This is a genomic window from bacterium, from assembly GCA_024226335.1.
In the GTDB taxonomy this organism is placed as follows: domain Bacteria; phylum Myxococcota_A; class UBA9160; order SZUA-336; family SZUA-336; genus JAAELY01.
The window spans coordinates 17,333-34,288 of the sequence record JAAELY010000049.1 but is presented as its reverse complement, the minus strand read 5'-3'; the positions used below and the strand labels follow the sequence as shown (position 1 = coordinate 34,288).

General features: G+C 61.9%; 17 protein-coding genes. 9 read left to right on the top strand and 8 right to left on the bottom strand.

Annotated elements, in window-relative coordinates:
• Positions 1-272: 272 nt before the first annotated feature.
• From GY725_02360 to argH, 5 genes are read right to left on the bottom strand one after another with little or no spacing between them, the layout of a single operon-like run.
• On the bottom strand, positions 273-1,049 hold the full coding sequence (locus GY725_02360) for a 4-hydroxy-tetrahydrodipicolinate reductase (GenBank protein ID MCP4003018.1): 777 nt from the start codon (positions 1,047-1,049) through the stop codon (positions 273-275).
• Positions 1,046-1,927, bottom strand: coding sequence for a 4-hydroxy-tetrahydrodipicolinate synthase (locus GY725_02355; GenBank protein MCP4003017.1), 882 nt, complete (start codon positions 1,925-1,927; stop codon positions 1,046-1,048). Before GY725_02355 ends, GY725_02360 begins: the two co-directional genes overlap by 4 nt.
• A complete protein-coding gene (locus GY725_02350) occupies positions 1,927-2,754 on the bottom strand; it encodes a diaminopimelate epimerase (protein MCP4003016.1) in 828 nt (275 codons plus the stop codon). Before GY725_02350 ends, GY725_02355 begins: the two co-directional genes overlap by 1 nt.
• A 14-nt stretch (positions 2,755-2,768) precedes the next feature.
• Complete coding sequence (locus tag GY725_02345; GenBank protein ID MCP4003015.1) at positions 2,769-2,945, bottom strand: hypothetical protein; 177 nt, start codon at positions 2,943-2,945, stop codon at positions 2,769-2,771.
• Positions 2,942-4,300 (bottom strand): argininosuccinate lyase, encoded by a 1,359-nt coding sequence (gene argH / locus GY725_02340; protein ID MCP4003014.1) that lies wholly within the window; start codon positions 4,298-4,300, stop codon positions 2,942-2,944. The genes GY725_02345 and argH overlap by 4 nt, the downstream gene beginning before the upstream one ends.
• A gap of 186 nt (positions 4,301-4,486) precedes the next feature.
• Between argH and GY725_02335 the strand changes: the two genes are divergently transcribed.
• From GY725_02335 to GY725_02295, 9 genes are all read left to right on the top strand, one after another.
• Complete coding sequence (locus GY725_02335; GenBank protein MCP4003013.1) at positions 4,487-6,784, top strand: PBP1A family penicillin-binding protein; 2,298 nt, start codon at positions 4,487-4,489, stop codon at positions 6,782-6,784.
• Positions 6,781-7,299: a hypothetical protein gene (locus tag GY725_02330; GenBank protein ID MCP4003012.1), complete on the top strand. Its 519-nt coding sequence runs from the start codon at positions 6,781-6,783 to the stop codon at positions 7,297-7,299. The genes GY725_02335 and GY725_02330 overlap by 4 nt, the downstream gene beginning before the upstream one ends.
• Positions 7,296-7,790, top strand: a complete 495-nt coding sequence (lspA, locus tag GY725_02325) for a signal peptidase II (protein ID MCP4003011.1) — start codon at positions 7,296-7,298, stop codon at positions 7,788-7,790. Before GY725_02330 ends, lspA begins: the two co-directional genes overlap by 4 nt.
• On the top strand, positions 7,787-8,359 hold the full coding sequence (folK, locus tag GY725_02320) for a 2-amino-4-hydroxy-6-hydroxymethyldihydropteridine diphosphokinase (GenBank protein MCP4003010.1): 573 nt from the start codon (positions 7,787-7,789) through the stop codon (positions 8,357-8,359). The genes lspA and folK overlap by 4 nt, the downstream gene beginning before the upstream one ends.
• On the top strand, positions 8,356-9,009 hold the full coding sequence (gene fsa / locus GY725_02315; protein MCP4003009.1) for a fructose-6-phosphate aldolase: 654 nt from the start codon (positions 8,356-8,358) through the stop codon (positions 9,007-9,009). The genes folK and fsa overlap by 4 nt, the downstream gene beginning before the upstream one ends.
• 149 nt (positions 9,010-9,158) lie before the next feature.
• A complete protein-coding gene (locus tag GY725_02310) occupies positions 9,159-11,423 on the top strand; it encodes an NADP-dependent malic enzyme (protein MCP4003008.1) in 2,265 nt (754 codons plus the stop codon).
• An 8-nt stretch (positions 11,424-11,431) separates the two neighbouring features.
• The gene (locus GY725_02305) at positions 11,432-12,976 is read left to right on the top strand and encodes an acyl-CoA carboxylase subunit beta (protein ID MCP4003007.1); all 1,545 of its coding nucleotides are present in this window, start codon (positions 11,432-11,434) and stop codon (positions 12,974-12,976) included.
• On the top strand, positions 12,973-14,508 hold the full coding sequence (gene accC, locus GY725_02300; protein ID MCP4003006.1) for an acetyl-CoA carboxylase biotin carboxylase subunit: 1,536 nt from the start codon (positions 12,973-12,975) through the stop codon (positions 14,506-14,508). Before GY725_02305 ends, accC begins: the two co-directional genes overlap by 4 nt.
• A 2-nt stretch (positions 14,509-14,510) precedes the next feature.
• Positions 14,511-15,035, top strand: coding sequence for a biotin/lipoyl-binding protein (locus GY725_02295; protein MCP4003005.1), 525 nt, complete (start codon positions 14,511-14,513; stop codon positions 15,033-15,035).
• A 180-nt stretch (positions 15,036-15,215) separates the two neighbouring features.
• On the opposite strand, the gene GY725_02290 is transcribed toward GY725_02295, so the two are convergent.
• From GY725_02290 to tatA, 3 genes are read right to left on the bottom strand one after another with little or no spacing between them, the layout of a single operon-like run.
• Positions 15,216-15,911, bottom strand: a complete 696-nt coding sequence (locus GY725_02290; protein MCP4003004.1) for an HAD family hydrolase — start codon at positions 15,909-15,911, stop codon at positions 15,216-15,218.
• 4 nt (positions 15,912-15,915) lie between these two features.
• Positions 15,916-16,656, bottom strand: coding sequence for a twin-arginine translocase subunit TatC (gene tatC / locus GY725_02285; GenBank protein ID MCP4003003.1), 741 nt, complete (start codon positions 16,654-16,656; stop codon positions 15,916-15,918).
• A complete protein-coding gene (gene tatA, locus GY725_02280; GenBank protein MCP4003002.1) occupies positions 16,649-16,912 on the bottom strand; it encodes a twin-arginine translocase TatA/TatE family subunit in 264 nt (87 codons plus the stop codon). The genes tatC and tatA overlap by 8 nt, the downstream gene beginning before the upstream one ends.
• Positions 16,913-16,956: the final 44 nt, after the last annotated feature.

Sequence of the window (16,956 nt, the reverse complement as noted above, 5' to 3'; positions counted from 1 at the left end):
ACAGATATTCTTCACTCGGAGTGTCCTATGCCGGAAAGGCCTAAACTGTCTAGACCTTTCCGATATTGGACCCTCCAGGCCGTTCGCTCCCGCAGCACGGATCAGGGTTAGGGAACCTCTGCACAGGGAGGCTGCGGCTGCGCAGCGCGATGCATCCGCCTGCGCTGCGTCGCGCGACCCTCTGCAGATCTACGGATCTGCGATCGGATCACGCTTCTTGCTCAGGCGGCGACTCCCGCCTCTCGCTCGAATCCTCCCTGTGCAGAGATTCCCTAGGAGCTGTCTCCGAGGACGTCCTTCATCGTGTACAGGCCCGGCGGCTGGGTTGAAACCCAGTGCGCCGCGCGCGCAGCCCCGCTCGCGAAGTTCTCGCGTGAGAGAGCGCGATGCGTGAGCTCCAGGCGTTCGCCCGGACCGGCCAGGTATACGGTGTGTTCACCGACGCTGTCGCCGAGCCGGAGAGTCTGCATGCCGATCACACCGGGCTCGCGCGGGCCCGTAATGCCTTCCCTGTGGTAGACCGCGACCAGGTCCTGCCCGCGCGCTTTCGCAGCGGTGTTCGCCAGGGCGAGCGCGGTTCCGCTGGGCGCATCTACCTTGCGGTCGTGGTGCATTTCGAGCACGTCGATTTCGTATGAATCGAGTTTGCGCGCCGCTTCGGCCACCAGATCGAGCAGCATCGTGATACCGACGGAGTAGTTGGCCGCGTGGACGACGGCGGTCTCTCGAGCCGCAGCTTCGATTCGCGCCAGGTCGGTTTCGCCAAATCCGGTGGTTGCGATTACCAGGGGCATGACGCGCGGTACCGCCGCCTCGAGCAAGGCCATCGTTCCCTCGGGTGTCGAGAAGTCGATCGCGACCTGGGCGGACTGCAGTGATTCGTTCAAGTCGCCGCTCAGCTTGATGCCGGGCGAAACTTCGGTCCCGATGTCCGGGTGCGACGCAGTATCTAGCGCGCTGGCTACGCTCAATCCGCTAGTCGACTCCACGGCCCGCAATACGTGGCGACCCATATGTCCGCCTGCACCGATAACCAGTACGCGGGTCATGCCCGCGGAATCCCGTCGAGCACAGCCTCGAGCTGATCGCGATGCTCTTTCTGCATCTCGGTCAGCGGTAGACGCACGGTTGCATGCGCGATCCGACCGAGAATCTGCAGAGCGGCTTTGACGGGAATCGGGTTCGACTCGATGAACAACGCTTGGATGACCGGAAGTAGACGGTAGTGTGCATCGCGCGCGGCGACCGGATCGTTGGCGAGAAACGCTGTTGTAATCTGCGCCATCTCTATCGGTGCGATATTGCTCGCCACGCTGATGACCCCTTTGCCGCCGATGGAGAGCAGCGGAAGCGTCAGCGCGTCGTCTCCCGAGACGATCGAGAAATCCGCATCTGCTCGCGCAACGGCTTCCGCGGCCAGTACCAGATCGCCCCCAGATTCCTTCAGGCCGATGATCCCGTCTACTCGCGACAGACGACCGAGCGTCTCTGGAGAAATGCGCGAACTCGTGCGGCCCGGAATGTTGTAGACGATCAGCGGAATGCCGGTTTCTTCTGCAATCGTTCGATAGTGCCGGTAGATGCCGTCCTGCGGCGGTTTGTTGTAGTACGGCGAGATCAGAAGTGCTGCATTGGCACCGGCCGCTTTGGCTTCCGCCGTGAACTCCACTGCTTCGCGGGTGTTGTTCGAACCGGTTCCCGCAATCACAGGCACGCGTCCGTTTGCCACCTGGATGACGTGCCGAACTACCTGGACGTGCTCGGCCGGAGTAAGCGTCGCGGATTCGCCGGTACTCCCGCAGGGCACGAGACCGTCGATGCCGGATTCGATCTGCCATTCGACCAGGGTGCTCAGCTCGTCGAGGTCGATGCTACCGTCGCCGCGGAAGGGCGTGATCAGTGCCGTGAAAGTGCCTTCGAGTCGCATCAGAGTGTCCACTCCCCGTCGAAAACATGGGCCGCTGGGCCGGTAAGCCAGACGGGACCATCGTTTTCGGGCCAGTGCAGGCGAAGCTCTCCGCCACGCAGTCGAATCTTCACATCGCGTGCCGTACGTCCGGAAAGTACGCCAGCCACGCAGGTCGCGCACGCGCCGCTGCCACAGGCGAGAGTTTCACCCGCGCCGCGCTCCCAGGTGCGTTGTTCGAGTTCGTCGCGGGAGCGCACCGCCACGAACTCCACGTTCGTGCGCTGTGGAAATGCCGAGTGATTTTCCAGTTTGGGTCCCAAGGACTCGACCGCAGCCTTCTCAGGATCGTCGACGAACACCACGCAATGCGGATTGCCCATGGAAACCGGAGTAACGCGCAGGGTCTGACCGTCGACCTCGAGCGGCACGTCGACCAGTGGATTTCCTCCCCCGAGTGTCGTGGGAATCCGCGCCGGGTCGAGGATCGGCGGGGTCATCTCTACCTCGATCAGGTCATTGCCGAGCCAACGCGGCGTGACCACACCCGCCAGGGTTTCGACCGTCGCTCGATCGGTCTCGATCAGCTTCCGGTCGCGCAGGTACTTGAAGAACGCGCGAATTCCGTTGGCGCACATTTCGGCCACACTTCCGTCGGCGTTGCGGATTCCCATGAACGCATCGGCCCGGTCAGAGGGCTGTACGAGCAGAAGCTGGTCTCCGCCCACACCGAAGCGTCGATCGAGTACGCGTTGGGCAAAAGTCTCCCAGTCATCGACCGGATCTCCGGCCAGACAATTGATCACGACGAAGTCATTGCCCGCGCCGTGCATCTTCGCGAACGGGATCTTCCGTTCCGAACTCACGGCTTGTCCTCGTCTTTGCAATCCGGGTCCAGTGTCTCTGCCGCAGGCTCGACCGCGGGGGTCGAGACCGAATGTCCTTCTGCTCGAACCGGAGGACCGTAGTGGCCGCAGCCAGTGGCGGAAAGCGCCAGCAACAGCAGGACCGCAAAGCCGGACCGGACCCGCGCGCTCAACTTCGCGTCTCTCGTAGTTCAGAGCGCACGAACTCGATCTCGGTTCGCGCCGCGTCGACTGCAGCCTCTACTCGCTCCCGAGCGGGACCGCCAAAGGCGGAGCGAGCGTCGAGGGAACGCCCGACCGAGAAGAAATTCTCGGGATCCATGTCGAGCGCAGGATGAAACTCTTGCAACGCTTCGGATCGCAACTCGGAAAGAGGGGTGCCGGTTTCCGTGGAGCGAACCACGATCTGGCCGACGATATGATGGGCTTCGCGGAAGGGAACGCCTTTTTCCACCAGATAATCCGCCAGGTCCGTCGCCAGGAGCATCGGATCGGCGGCGGCCCGTTCCATGGTTTCGCGGTTCACGCGCATCGATTCCATCGTCGCCGCCAGAATCTTCAGACAATCACGCGCTGTCGTAACCGCGTCGAAGACCGGTTCTTTGTCTTCTTGCTGATCGCGGTTGTAGGACATGGGCAGTCCCTTCATGGTGACCAGCAAGCTCACCAGATCGCCGACCACCCGGCCTGATTTCCCCCGCACCAGTTCGGCGGCATCGGGATTCTTCTTCTGCGGCATCAAGCTGGAACCCGTGGAAAAGGCATCGTCCATTTCTACGAAGCCGAACTCCGAGGAGTTCCAGAGCACTAGTTCTTCACAGATGCGAGAGAGATGGATCATCAGGATGGCGAGCGTGGAAAGCAGTTCGAGTGCGGTGTCTCGCGCCGCGATCGAGTCGAGGCTGTTGCGTCCCGGACCGTCGAAGCCGAGTTCCGCCGCGGTTCCCTCGCGATCCAGGGGCAGGGTGCTACCGGCCAGCGCACCCGAACCCAGAGGAGATCGGTTCATCCGCGCACGGGCATCGCGCAGCCTACCGTCATCCCGGGTCAGGGCTTCAAAGTGCGCCAGCCAGTGATGCGCGAGCCGCACCGGCTGTGCTCGCTGGAGATGTGTGTAACCCGGCAAGACGATGTCGATTTCGTTGCTAGCGCGTTCGACGAGTACGGAGCGCAGATCGGCCAGAACCCCGCGCAGCTCGAGCACGTTTTCCCGCATCCAGAGTGCAAAATCGGTGGCGACCTGGTCATTGCGGCTGCGACCGGAGTGCAGCTTGCCCGCGACTGGGCCGACGATCTCGGTCAGGCGTCGCTCCAGATTCGTGTGGATGTCTTCCAGCGCGGGATCGAGTTCGAGCCGTCCCTCCTCGAGTTCCAGGCGGATCTGTTCCAGTCCCTTGATCAGGGTTTCGGCTTCTTCCCGCGAGATGATGCCCTGCCGACCCAGCATGCCCGCCTGCGCGACGCTGCCGCGGATGTCCTGGCGCCACAATTCGGCGTCGAAATGCACGGATGCCGAGAACCGCTCCATGAGCGGATCGCTCGCTTTCTGGAAGCGGCCGCCCCAGGTTTTGGAGGCTGGTTTCGAAGTGGAATCCGACACTTCCACCGAGAATGCCCACCCCGGAACGCCGTCGCAAGGGAGCCTGTCTGGGGAGGGCAATGGGCGCTGGCCCGTATTGGCACCGTGGTGGGAAATGCGGGCTAGATTCTGCTCGTGTTGAAACGCTTGTCCATCGCGGGAGCCGTCGCCCTGATCGCCGTTCTCGCCGGCTCGTTCTGGCTGCGAAACTGGGCCGCGGAACTCGAGGAACGAGTCGAAGCGCGCTTCCAGGGCCGTCTCTTCGCGCTGCCGTCCAAGATCTACTCGGGCCCGCTCCTGCTCTACCCCGAAGTCGATGTCGGACGGGTGGGCCTGCTCGAGCGCCTGGAGCGCATGAACTACCACGTTGCCGGATCCGCGCAGCCTTCCGTGGGTGAGTACGTGGTGGGCCCCGAGAGCATCGAGGTCAATCGCCGGCCGTTCGAATACCCGCATCGCTCCGACCCCGGGGGGCGCATCCTGTTGCAACTCGACGATCGCGCGAGAGTGCTGGCAATGTTCGATTCCGAAGGCCGCGAGCACGCGACCGTCGAGATCGAGCCCGAGCTGATCGCCCAGTTGCGCGGCGAGGCGCGCGAGGACCGGCGCGTGGTTGCACTCGACGAGATCTCACCACTCCTGATCGAAGCGATCATCGAAGTCGAAGACTCGGCCTTCTACGAGCACAACGGACTTCACCTGTGGCGCATCGCAGGAGCCCTTTTCGCGAACCTGCGCGCGGGACACGTCGTGCAGGGCGGCAGCACGCTTACCCAGCAGCTGGTGAAAAATTTCTATCTCACACGCGAACAGACCCTGTCGCGCAAGTTCACCGAAGCGGCCATGGCTTTACTGCTGGAGCGCAATCACGACAAGAGCGAAATCCTCGAGGCCTACCTGAACGAGATCTACATGGGCCAACGCGGTTCGATTGCCGTTCACGGAATGGCGGAAGCCGCGCACTACTACCTCGCGAAGAACGTGCGGGATCTCTCTTTGGCCGATGCCGCTCTGCTGGCGAGCATCATCAAGGGACCCAATCGCTACTCCCCTCAAAGGCACCCCGAGCGGGCGTTGAAGCGTCGCAACCTGGTGCTGCGTGTGTTGTTCGAAAACCAGAGGATTCCCCGGGAAACCTATGAGAGCGCGATCGCGCTCGATCTGGGTGTGCATGACTTTCCCTCGTCTCCGAACCCTTCCCCCTACTTCGTGGAATTCCTGCGCCAGGACCTGGCTCGGGTGTACGGAGACGCGATCTTGCGCAGTGAGGGCATGTCGATCTACACGACGCTGGACGCGCGCCTGCAGCGCGCTGCGAACCGCGCGGTGAGAGATGGGCTGCGCTCTCTGGAAACCGGGTTTCCCGAACTCGAACGGCCGGACTCTCCTCTGCAGGCGGCCGTCGTGGCGATTGCGCCGCGCACCGGGGACATCCTGGCGATGGTCGGCGGTCGCGACTACGCCAGCACGCAATTCAACCGCGCCACGCAAGCGCATCGCCAGCCGGGAAGCGTGTTCAAACCGATTGTCGCGCTCGCGGGCCTGGCAGCCAACGGAGGCCCTCCGCACTTCACACTCGCATCGACGCTCGAGGACGAACCCCTGGTACTCGAACTGCCCAACGGGGAGTGGGCGCCCGAGAACTACGACGGAGAGTATCGCGGCCCCGTGAGCCTGCGCCGCGCAATCGAGGAATCCCTGAACGTGCCGGTCGCCCGAATGGGTATCGCCGTGGGTCCCGAGCGTGTCATCGAGACCGCCCGGCGCATGGGTATCGAGAGTCCGCTCGACCCCTTGCCTAGCATCGCGCTGGGAGCGTTCGAAATCACGGTACTCGAAGCTGCACGCGCCTACTCCGTACTTGCCTCGGGCGGTGTGGTTCCCGAACTGCGCAGTTACACGGAGATCGTGCACGTCGACGGTCGGGTACTCGAACGACAGGACCGGAACTTCGTACAGGCGTTTGAACCGGCCGAGGTCTATCTGGTTACATCCGCTCTCAACGGCGCGGTCGAACGCGGTACCGGACGCCGCCTGCGCCAACTCGGCTTCAAGGGCCCCCTGGCCGGAAAGACGGGCACTTCCAGCGATTTCCGGGATGCCTGGTTCATCGGCTTCACGCCAGACCTGGTGATCGCCGTATGGGTCGGTTTTGACGACGGGAAAAGCCTGGGCGTGCCGGGATCCGTGGCTGCTCTGCCCATCTTCGCGCGGGTCCTGGAAGCGGCGCGCGGAAAAGAGGGAAGTGCGGAGTTTCTCGAACCTCCCGGTATCGAGCGGATCGAGATCAATCGCGAGACCGGCCTGCGCGCTGGATTGAATTGCCCCGGCGAAGCGGAGCTATTTCTGGCTGGAAGTGCTCCCGACGACTACTGCGGCGGCGGCCCGAATCCGGTCGACCGCGTCTTCGAGTGGCTCAGGAAGCGTCTGTGAAACCCGCTGGAGTTCGCCTCTGCCTGCTCGCCTGTTTGTTCTTCGCGTCGTGCGCGGTGCCTCAGGCTTCCCGCGGCCCGAACTCCCTGGGAGAGGCAGAGATCGCTGAAGCCGAGGGTCCGAGGCGCGCTTCGATTCATCTCGTGCGCCAGGCCCAGTCGGCGTTGCGGGGTGGAGAAATCCAGCGCGCCCGCGCAGCGGCGGCGCGCGCCCTGCGCGTCGATCAATCCAATCCCTATGCCTACTACCTGATGGCGCGCATCTCCGTGGCCGAGCGCGCGTACGGCGCAGCCCAGCGCGACCTGGAACAGGCCGAACACCTGTTTGAGCTGGAAGGCCTGGACGGTCGGCCCTGGCGGGCTCGGCTGATGCGCGTGAAGGCCGACATCGCCGAAGCCAACGGGAATATCGAGGAGGCGGAAGATCTGAGACATCGCGCGGATCGCTTGGATCCACCCGGTGCCAGTCCAAGATCTGGTGGCGGTCTCCACCATGTGATAGGAACCCACAGGTGACGCCGAAGCTGAAAACCCTGCTTCTGCTGGTGGTGACCGTCTGGCCGCTCGATCAGCTGACCAAATACCTGGTCTCCACCAATGTTCAGCCCTGGGAGCCGATCCCGGTTATTACGGGTTTCTTCCGCATCACGCATTCCCGCAATCCCGGCGCTGCACTGGGGCTGGCTCAAGATGTCCACGTCGGTGTGTTCATCGTGCTGACGATCGTCGCATTGCTGCTGATCGCGTCGTTTTTTCGCCAGGTCGCCCCTGACGATCGCCTCTCCGCTCTGTCCCTGGGACTGATCGTCGCCGGTGCGCTCGGCAATCTGACCGATCGGATCTTTCGCCAGGAAGTGATCGACTTCCTGCAGTTCGATTTTGGAATATTCATTTTCCCCGACTTCAATGTCGCCGATAGCGCCGTAGTGATCGGCGTAGGCTTGTTGCTGCTCGACGTCCTGACCCAGGAAACCGAAGAAGGGGTATCACGCGAGACGGACAGCTGAGCGAACTCGCCTACATCGGCGTGGGTTCGAATCTCGCCGACCCGGAGGCGCAGGTTCGCAGGGCGCTGGCCGCTCTTGGAACTTTCGGCCGGGTTCGGGCTTCTTCGTTGTACCGAACCGAACCACTGGGTCCGGCGGACCAGCCCTGGTACGTGAACGCCGTCGCCGAACTCCGGACCGAGCTCGAGCCGGTTTCCCTGCTGGTCGGGCTCCAGGAGATCGAGCGAAAGGCAGGCCGTCCCGCGGATCGGGTCGATCGTCCACGAAAGCCCCGCTGGGGACCCCGCGTGCTCGACCTCGACCTCATTCTGTTCGGTGACAGGGTCTTTGAAACGCCGGATCTGGAGCTTCCGCACCCCCGATTTCGCCAGCGCGGATTCGTTTTGAGGCCACTATCCGAGCTAGCGCCCGCTCTAGAGGACCCCGGGACTCGCAAAACCGTCCTCCAGCTGCTCCGGGAGCTTGACGACAGCCTTCAGGTTGAGAGACTGTCCGCACCCCGACCGGAGGAAGCCTCCCCGGATACGGGAAACCCCATACCGGAGCATCCGGAGGTCTGGCAGCGATGAAGTTTTTCCTTGATACGGCTCATATCCCGCACATCCGCGAGGCGACTGCCCAGGGCCTCTGCGATGGCGTCACAACCAACCCGAGCCTCCTCGCAAAGGAAGAGGGGGATCCGCGCGAAGTCATTCGCGAGATCACCAAGATCTGCGATGGCCCGATCAGTGCCGAAGTCATCAGCCTGGAAGCCGAGGGCATGGTGCGAGAGGGCCTCGAGTGGGTCAAGGTGGCATCCAATATCGTGGTCAAGATTCCCATGACCACAGAGGGCCTCAAGGCCATCCGCTTGCTTGCGGATCAGAACATCCCCACCAATTGCACCCTGGTTTTCACGCCTATTCAGGCGCTGATGGCCGCAAAGGCCGGCGCCAGCATGGTTTCTCCCTTCGTCGGCCGACTCGACGACGTTCATCCCGGCGTGGGCATGGATCTCATCGAGCAGATTGTCCAGGTGTTCTCGAATTACGAGATCTCCACCGAGGTCATCGTGGCGAGTGTGCGCAACCCCAGCCACGTGATCGACTCGGCGCGGATCGGAGCCGACATCGCCACCATACCCTTCGATGTGCTCCAGGGCCTGACGAAGCACCAGCTCACCGATTCCGGTATCGAGCGCTTCCTCGCGGACTGGGAAAAGGTCAAGGAGCGCGGCTAGACAACGCACGCACACCCTCTTTGGAGTGCAGTGGAGGTCGTGGGACTTCCGGTGCTGCGCTCTGATACTCTCGCCCCGCCGCAAATGGCTTCTTCCCCGGACGGCGGTCTGTCCGGAAGAGCCGCTTCGCGTTCGAGCTAGGAGATCCAGTGGCCGTTTTTACCAAGGAGCAGGCGCTCGAGTACCACAAGGAGGGGCGCCCGGGAAAGATCGAAGTCGTTGCGACCAAGAGCGTCCTGACGGCTCGGGATCTCTCACTGGCGTATTCCCCAGGTGTCGCCGAGCCGTGTCGCGAAATCGCCAAGCGACCCGACGATGCTTTCCTGTACACGTCCAAGGCAAATCTGGTTGCCGTCGTCAGTAATGGTACGGCGGTTCTGGGTCTCGGTAACATCGGTGCACTCGCGGGCAAGCCGGTCATGGAGGGCAAGGGCGTCCTGTTCAAGCGCTTCGCGGGCGTGGATGTTTTCGACATAGAACTCGATACCGAAGATCCCGAAGAGATCATCAAGACGTGCAAGCTCCTCGAGCCGACTTTTGGAGGCATCAACCTGGAAGACATCCGGGCGCCCGATTGTTTCGAGATCGAAGAACGCCTGATCGAAGAGATGGACATTCCGGTCTTTCACGACGATCAGCACGGCACCGCGATCATCTCTGCAGCGGCCTTCCTGAACGCACTCGAGCTGACGAATCGCAAGATCGAAGACACCATCGTCGTGTTCGCAGGGGCCGGTGCTGCGGGCATCGCCTGCGCCGCCCTTTACGTGCACCTGGGCGTGAAGCTCGAGAACATCTTCATGACCGATAGTCGCGGAGTCATCTACAAGGGCCGCGAAGAAGGCATGAACAAGTACAAACAGCGTTTTGCAGTCGAGACCGACTGTCGCACGCTCGCGGATTGCATGAAGGGCGCCGACGCTTTCGTCGGTGTCAGCGCAGCCGGTCTCGTGACCAAAGACATGGTCCGCGATATGGCAGATCAGCCGATCATCTTCGCCATGGCCAATCCCGATCCAGAGATTTCACCGGACGATGTTGCCGAGGTTCGCGACGATGCGATCATGGCGACCGGCCGCTCGGACTATGCAAACCAGGTGAACAACGTTCTGGGCTTTCCATTCCTCTTCCGCGGTGCGCTCGACGTGCGCGCGCGAACGATCAACATGGACATGAAGATGGCGGCGGTGGAGGCACTCGCGGCGCTCGCGAAAGAGGGCGAGCACGGACTCCCCGACGAGGTGCGTCACGCGTATCCCGGCGAGCGTTTCGAGTTTGGTCCGCAGTACATCATTCCCAAACCCTTTGATTCGCGCGTCCTGATCTGGGAGTCGACTGCCGTGGCCAAGGCCGCGATGGATTCCGGCGTTGCGCGCATCCAGATCGATCTGGACGAGTATCGGGAGAGTCTGCAGAAGTACCTGGGCAGCACTCGGATGGTCATGCGCGGCGTGATCCGCAAGGCCAAAGCCGGACCCAAGCGGATCGTCTTCCCGGAGGGGAATGAGGAGCGCGTTCTGCGGGCCGTCCAGATCTTGCGCCAGGAGGAACTCTGCGAACCGATCCTACTGGGAAACGAGCGCGAGGTCCGGGGATGCGCAGCACAACTGGGCGTCAATCTGGACGGAGTTTCCGTCATCGACCCCAGGACTTCGGATCGTTCGGTCTACTACCAGCGCGAGTTGGGAAACCTGCGCCGCCGCAAGGGCGTGACCGAACGCGATGCCGAGCGCTTACTCGCGCGTCGTAGTTACTTCGGCGTGATGATGGTGCGCATGGGCGATGCTCAAGGCCTAGTTGCGGGCCTGACCAAGTCGTATCCGGAGTCTGTTCGCCCCGCACTCGAGATCATCGGACTGGCCGAAGGCCATCCGGTCGCCGCGGGCGTGTACCTGGTGATCCAGAAGGACCGCACGCTTTTCTTCGCCGACTCCTCGGTGAATGTTGAACCGAATGCCGAGGAACTCGCAGGGATCGCGGAACTGGGCGCTTCGACCGCGAAGTGGTTTGGTTTCGACCCGGTCGTGGCGCTCGTGTCGTTTTCCAACTATGGAAGCGTGCGCGGTGCCGGAACCGAGCGGCTCGCAGAAGCGGTGAAAATCGCGCGCGGACGCTGGCCAGATCTGAAGATCGACGGGGAGATGCAAGCAGACATCGCATTGGATCCCGAAAAGCGCGCGAAGCGCTTTCCGTTCTCCGAAATCCAGGAAGCGGCCAATGTGCTCGTCTTTCCGAACCTCGACTCAGCGCATATTGCAGTACGTCTGATGGACGCGGTCGGTGGTGCGAGCGTCGTGGGTCCGATCCTGATGGGTACGCGCAGTCCAGTGAATTCCCTGCAGCCGAGTGCCACCGTCGAAGACATCGTAAATCTTACGGCGATCACCGTCCTGCAGGCCCAGAAGGAGTACTAGTCCTGTCTATCGAGGAGAAGCTCAAGCAGCTCGAAGAGCTGAACTCGCAGGCGGAACTTGGCGGAGGCCAGGATCGCATCGAGCGCCAGCACGCTTCGGGCAAGATGACGGCCCGCGAGCGCGTCGACCTATTGCTCGATCCCGGCACGTTCACGGAGTTTGATCGCTTTGTGACCAACGAACCCAAGGAATTCGAACTGGGTGACGGTCAGATCCTGGGCGATGGAGTCGTGACCGGCTCGGGCCGTATCGACGGCCGGCTCGTCTTCGTGTTCTCGCAGGACTTCACGGTCTTTGGAGGATCGCTTTCGGGTCCGTTTGCCGAGAAGGTCTGCAAGATCATGGACCACGCCATGAAGGTGGGGGCACCGGTCATCGGACTCAACGATTCGGGCGGCGCGCGTATCCAGGAAGGAGTCGTATCGCTCGGCGGCTACGGCGACATCTTTCTGCGCAATGTCCTCGCGTCGGGCGTCGTTCCTCAGCTTTCGGCAATCATGGGACCGTGCGCGGGTGGCGCGGTCTACTCGCCCGCGATCACCGACTTCATCGTCATGGTCAAAAGCACCAGTAGCATGGGCATCACAGGTCCCGACGTCATCAAGCAGGTGACCGGTGAAGAGATGACGCTCGAAGAGCTCGGCGGTGCCATGACCCACAACAGTAAGAGCGGTGTGGCTCATCTGGCGGTCGAGAACGAGCAGGAGTGCATTCGCATGCTCCGCGCACTGCTCTCGTTCATTCCGCAGAACAACCAATCGGACCCACCGTTTCTGGCGACCGACGACGATCCCCGTCGTTCGGATCCCCGTCTGAACAACATAGTGCCCGTGGTCGGAAATCAGCCTTACGATATGTCGGAGCTGATAGGGATGGTGGTCGACGATGGGATTTTCCTGGAAATCCAACCGCATTACGCAAAAAACATCCTGACCGGATTTGCGCGTTTCGGTGGTCGATCCGTCGGTGTCGTCGCGAACCAGCCGGCCTTCCTGGCGGGCTGCCTCGACATCGATGCATCCGTAAAGGCTGCGCGTTTCGTGCGTTTCTGCGACTGCTTCAACATCCCGATCGTAACTTTCGTGGACGTGACCGGCTTCCTGCCGGGAACCAACCAGGAATGGGGCGGCATCATCCGCCACGGTGCCAAGCTCTTGTACGCGTTCGCCGAGGCGACAGTCCCGAAGGTCACCGTGGTCACGCGCAAAGCGATCGGTGGCGCCTACGACGTGATGAGTTCCAAGCATCTGCGGGGTGATATCAACTACGCGTATCCGCATTCCGAGTTCGCCGTGATGGGTGCCGACGGAGCCGTGGCGGTCATTCACAAGCGCGAGATCGCCGATGCAAGCGATTCCGAAGCCAGACGCAAGGAACTCGAGGCGGGATACATCGAGAAGTTTTCGAATCCCTACAAGGCGGCGTCGCTGGGCTATATCGATGCGGTGATCAAGCCAGAGGATACTCGCTGGCGCGTGATCGACGCGCTTTCGATGCTAGAGGACAAACAGGATACGAACCCGCCGAAGAAGCACGGGAACATCCCCCTGTGAGCGACGCACCCCCGTTCAAGAAGGTGTTGATCGCGAACCGCGGTGAGATCGCGGTCCGCGTGATCCGCGCGTGCCGCGAACTGGGCATCCGTTCCGTCGCCCTGTATTCCGATGCCGATCGCAACGCTCTGCACGTGCGCTTTGCCGACGAAGCCCACCCATGTGGACCGGCTCCGGCAGCGCAGAGCTATCTCGACATGGACAAGGTCATGGAGATCGCCAAGAAGTCGGGTGCCGAGGCGATCCATCCCGGTTATGGCTTCATGTCCGAAAACGCCGCCTTCGCACGCCGTTGCAAGGAAGAGGGGATCATCTTCATCGGCCCGCGTCCTGAAACGATCGAGTCGATGGGCGACAAAGTGATCTCGCGCCAGAAGATGGCGGCGGCCGGCGTGCCGATCGTTCCGGGCACCACCGAAAAGCTTTCCGACGAGCAGGCCATCGCCTATGCCGGTGAGATCGGGCTACCCGTCATGGTCAAGGCGACTGCGGGCGGCGGCGGAAAGGGCATGCGCCTGGTACGCGAGGAGTCGGAACTCGCTTCTTCGATCAAACGCGCGCGTTCCGAAGCGCGGGCGTCGTTCGGCGATGATTCGATCTACGTGGAGAAGTTCGTCGAAGAGCCACGCCATATCGAGATCCAGATCCTGGGCGACAGCCACGGGAACGCCCTGCATCTGTTCGAACGCGAGTGCTCGATCCAGCGTCGCCACCAGAAGGTGATCGAAGAAGCGCCGGCCAATCGCATGCCACCGGCGCTACGCGAGGAGATGGGTCAGGCCGCGGTCGCTGCGGCCAAGGCGGTCAACTACGAGGGCGCCGGCACATGCGAGTTCCTGGTAGATGCAAAGTTCAACTTCTATTTCCTCGAAATGAACACGCGCGTGCAGGTTGAACATCCCGTTACCGAGATGATCACGAACATCGACATCGTGAAGACGGGCATACGGATTGCTGCAGGCCAGGAAATCGGCATCCGTCAGGAGGAAGTCGGCATCAACGGTTGGGCGATTGAATGTCGCATCTACGCCGAAGATCCGGAGCAGAATTTCCGTCCGTCTCCGGGTGAGGTGCTGGCGTACCGTCCGCCCGGGGGACCCGGTGTGCGCAACGACCCAGGTGTCTATCCCGGTGCGGAAGTGACCGTCCACTACGACCCGATGGTCGCCAAGCTGATCTGCTGGGGGAGAAATCGCGATGAGGCGATCTCTCGCATGAAGCGCGCTCTGCGCGAGTTCGTGGTGAAGGGCATCAAGACTTCGATTCCATTCCATCGCGTGGTCATGGACAATCCCAAGTTCCTGGAAGGCCACTACGACACGAGTTTCATCGAAACGGAAATTCTCGACTCGGCCAGCTCGGAGCTTCCGTCAGATGAAGAAGAACTCCAACTGGCCATCATGCTGGCTGCGATCGCCGCATGTCGTCGCGATCAAGACAGTGCCTCGCGAATACAGCAGCCCGGTGGTGCCAAGCAGTCCGGGTCGAACTGGCGGATGCTCGGCCGAGCTCGTCAGATGCGGGGAAGCTAGTCGTGAAGTACGAAGTCACCCACGGCAAAGAAGTCTTCAAAGTCGAAGTCAAAGATATCGGCGGGAGCTTGTTCGAGGTCTCCGTCGACGATTCCGAGCCGGTCCGCCTCGATGCCTACAAGACCGCCAACACCACATATTCAGTGCTGGTCGAGGATCGCCAGTACGAGGGTAGTGTTCACGAACGCGAAGACGGAAGTCTCGATGTTCACGTCGGTACCTCGGCCTTCGACTTCCAGGTGGTCGATGAGCGTCGCAAGATGTTGCTGGGTGGATCCGCTGCCAACGTCACCGGCAAACAGGAACTGCGCGCCCAGATGCCCGGAAAGATCATCAAGATCCTGGTCGAAGTCGGGCAACAGGTGGAAGAGGGTCAGGGGCTGGTCGTGATCGAAGCCATGAAAATGGAGAACGAGATCAAGTCTCCGGTCGACGGTGAGGTCAAGCAGATCGACGTGGAAGAGGGCGGGTTGGTCGAGACCGGTTCACTGCTGGCGGTCGTTGACCCGCCGGACGACGAGGGCTGACCACCGTGCGACCTGCTAGGGAATCTCTGCACAGGGAGGATTCGAGCGAGAAGCGGGAGTCGCCGCCTGAGCAAGAAGCGTGATCCGATCGCAGATCCGTAGATCTGCAGAGGGTCGGGCGACGCAGCGCAGGCGGATGCATCGCGCTTCGCAGCCGCAGCCTCCCTGTGCAGAGGTTCCCTAGCTGAGATCGCGCACCAGTTTGGGCAGCGCACCCAGGTGCTGGATTGTGAAGTCGGGTTGTGCAGGACCCTGGTGGGGTGCGCCGCGCTTGCGCAGGTAGACCGAACGCACGCCAGCACGCTGGGCTGCCAACACATCCGTGTGCAGCTTGTCACCGACCATGAGTGCGCGCCGAGCAGGCACACCCAGTTGTTCGAGCACGTGGTGGATCATCGTCGGGTCGGGTTTTCGCCGCCCGAAATTCGCAGACCACACTGCGCATTCGAAGTGCTGTAGCAAGCCAACCCGCCTGAGCGCGCGCGCGTGATGATCTCCCGGAATGACTGTGTTGGAGACGAGTCCCAGACGATGAGTTCGCGCGAGTTCCGCTACGACTGAGCGCGAGTGGCCGTATGGGGGGCGTGTGGCTTGAAGGCGGAATGCGCGAAGCAATAGCTTTGCGAGTTCAGGCGGCTGATCTGCAAATACCCGGCTGACATCGGGTTGGGTGTAGCTGCCCTTCAAGTCGCGATACGCCTGCCTCACACTCCGGGCCCGCTCTCGTGTGAAGCGAGAGGGATCCTCAATGCCGAAGGCCTCGACCCTGGCAATCAACTCGGGGTCGCGTGCGGCGCCTTCATAGCCGGGTGCTTCAGGGATCAGTACCCCGCCCATATCCAACAGGACGACTTCGATGCGATGGGTGCTGCTCATGCGTTCAGTCTTCGGTCTTCGCGCTCTTCCGGCCGACCAGGGCGTAGGAAACCCAGATGCTGATCTCGTACAGCATGATGAGCGGAATCGCGAGCATGATCTGACTGGCGACGTCTTGCGGAGTCAGCACAGCAGCGACCACGAACATGATCAGGAAAGCGTACTTCCGCCACGCAGCCAGCTGCTGGGGGCTGACGATGCGCGCGAGTGACAGGAACACGAGCACGATGGGTAGTTCGAAGGCCAGGCCAAAGGCGAGATACAGGCGTGCCATGAATCCGAATACCGTCTGCGTGGTCCAGCTGGTCGTAACGTAGTCGGCTTCCAGGGAAAGAAACCACTCGAACACTTGTGGGAATGCGACGAAGTACCCGAACGAACATCCAGTCGCGAACAGGAGCGAAGTCGCGACGACGAAAGGCAATGCAAAGCGCTTTTCGTTCTCGTACAAACCGGGCGCAATGAAACTCCAGGCCTGATACAAGGTCATGGGCATGGACACGAGGAAGCCCGCGAGGATCGCAGTCTTTACATATGTGAGGAAGAGTTCGGGAGGAGCGATGGCGATCAGTTTGTGTCCCGCCTCGCGCACAGTGGATACCGCGGGACTCATGAGGATCTCGAAGACATCGCGCGCAAAATAGCCCGCGGTCAGCGCGAACACCGTCCATGTGCCGAGCACCCAGAACAGGCGCTTCCGCAACTCGTCGAGATGCTCCAGGACGGGCCGCGGATCGTCAGTCATCAGCCGATTTGGTTTCCGATGGCTTTTCGCTCTCCGGCGCTCCTGCAGGTGCAGGTGCAGGTGCAGGTTCGGGGCGCGAGTCGGCCGGTTTCTCGAGAGGTTCGCTGAGAGTCGAACGCAGCTCGTTGGAGGCACGGCGGAACTCCGACATGCCCCGCCCGAGGGAGCGAGCGATCTCGGGTAGACGCTTCGGTCCGAGCACTAGAAGTGCCACCACCAGAATCATCAGGAGCTCAGGCATTCCGATGCCGAACACGTTCTGTTTCCGCCTCCGTCTGAACTCGGCGAGAGGAACTCGAC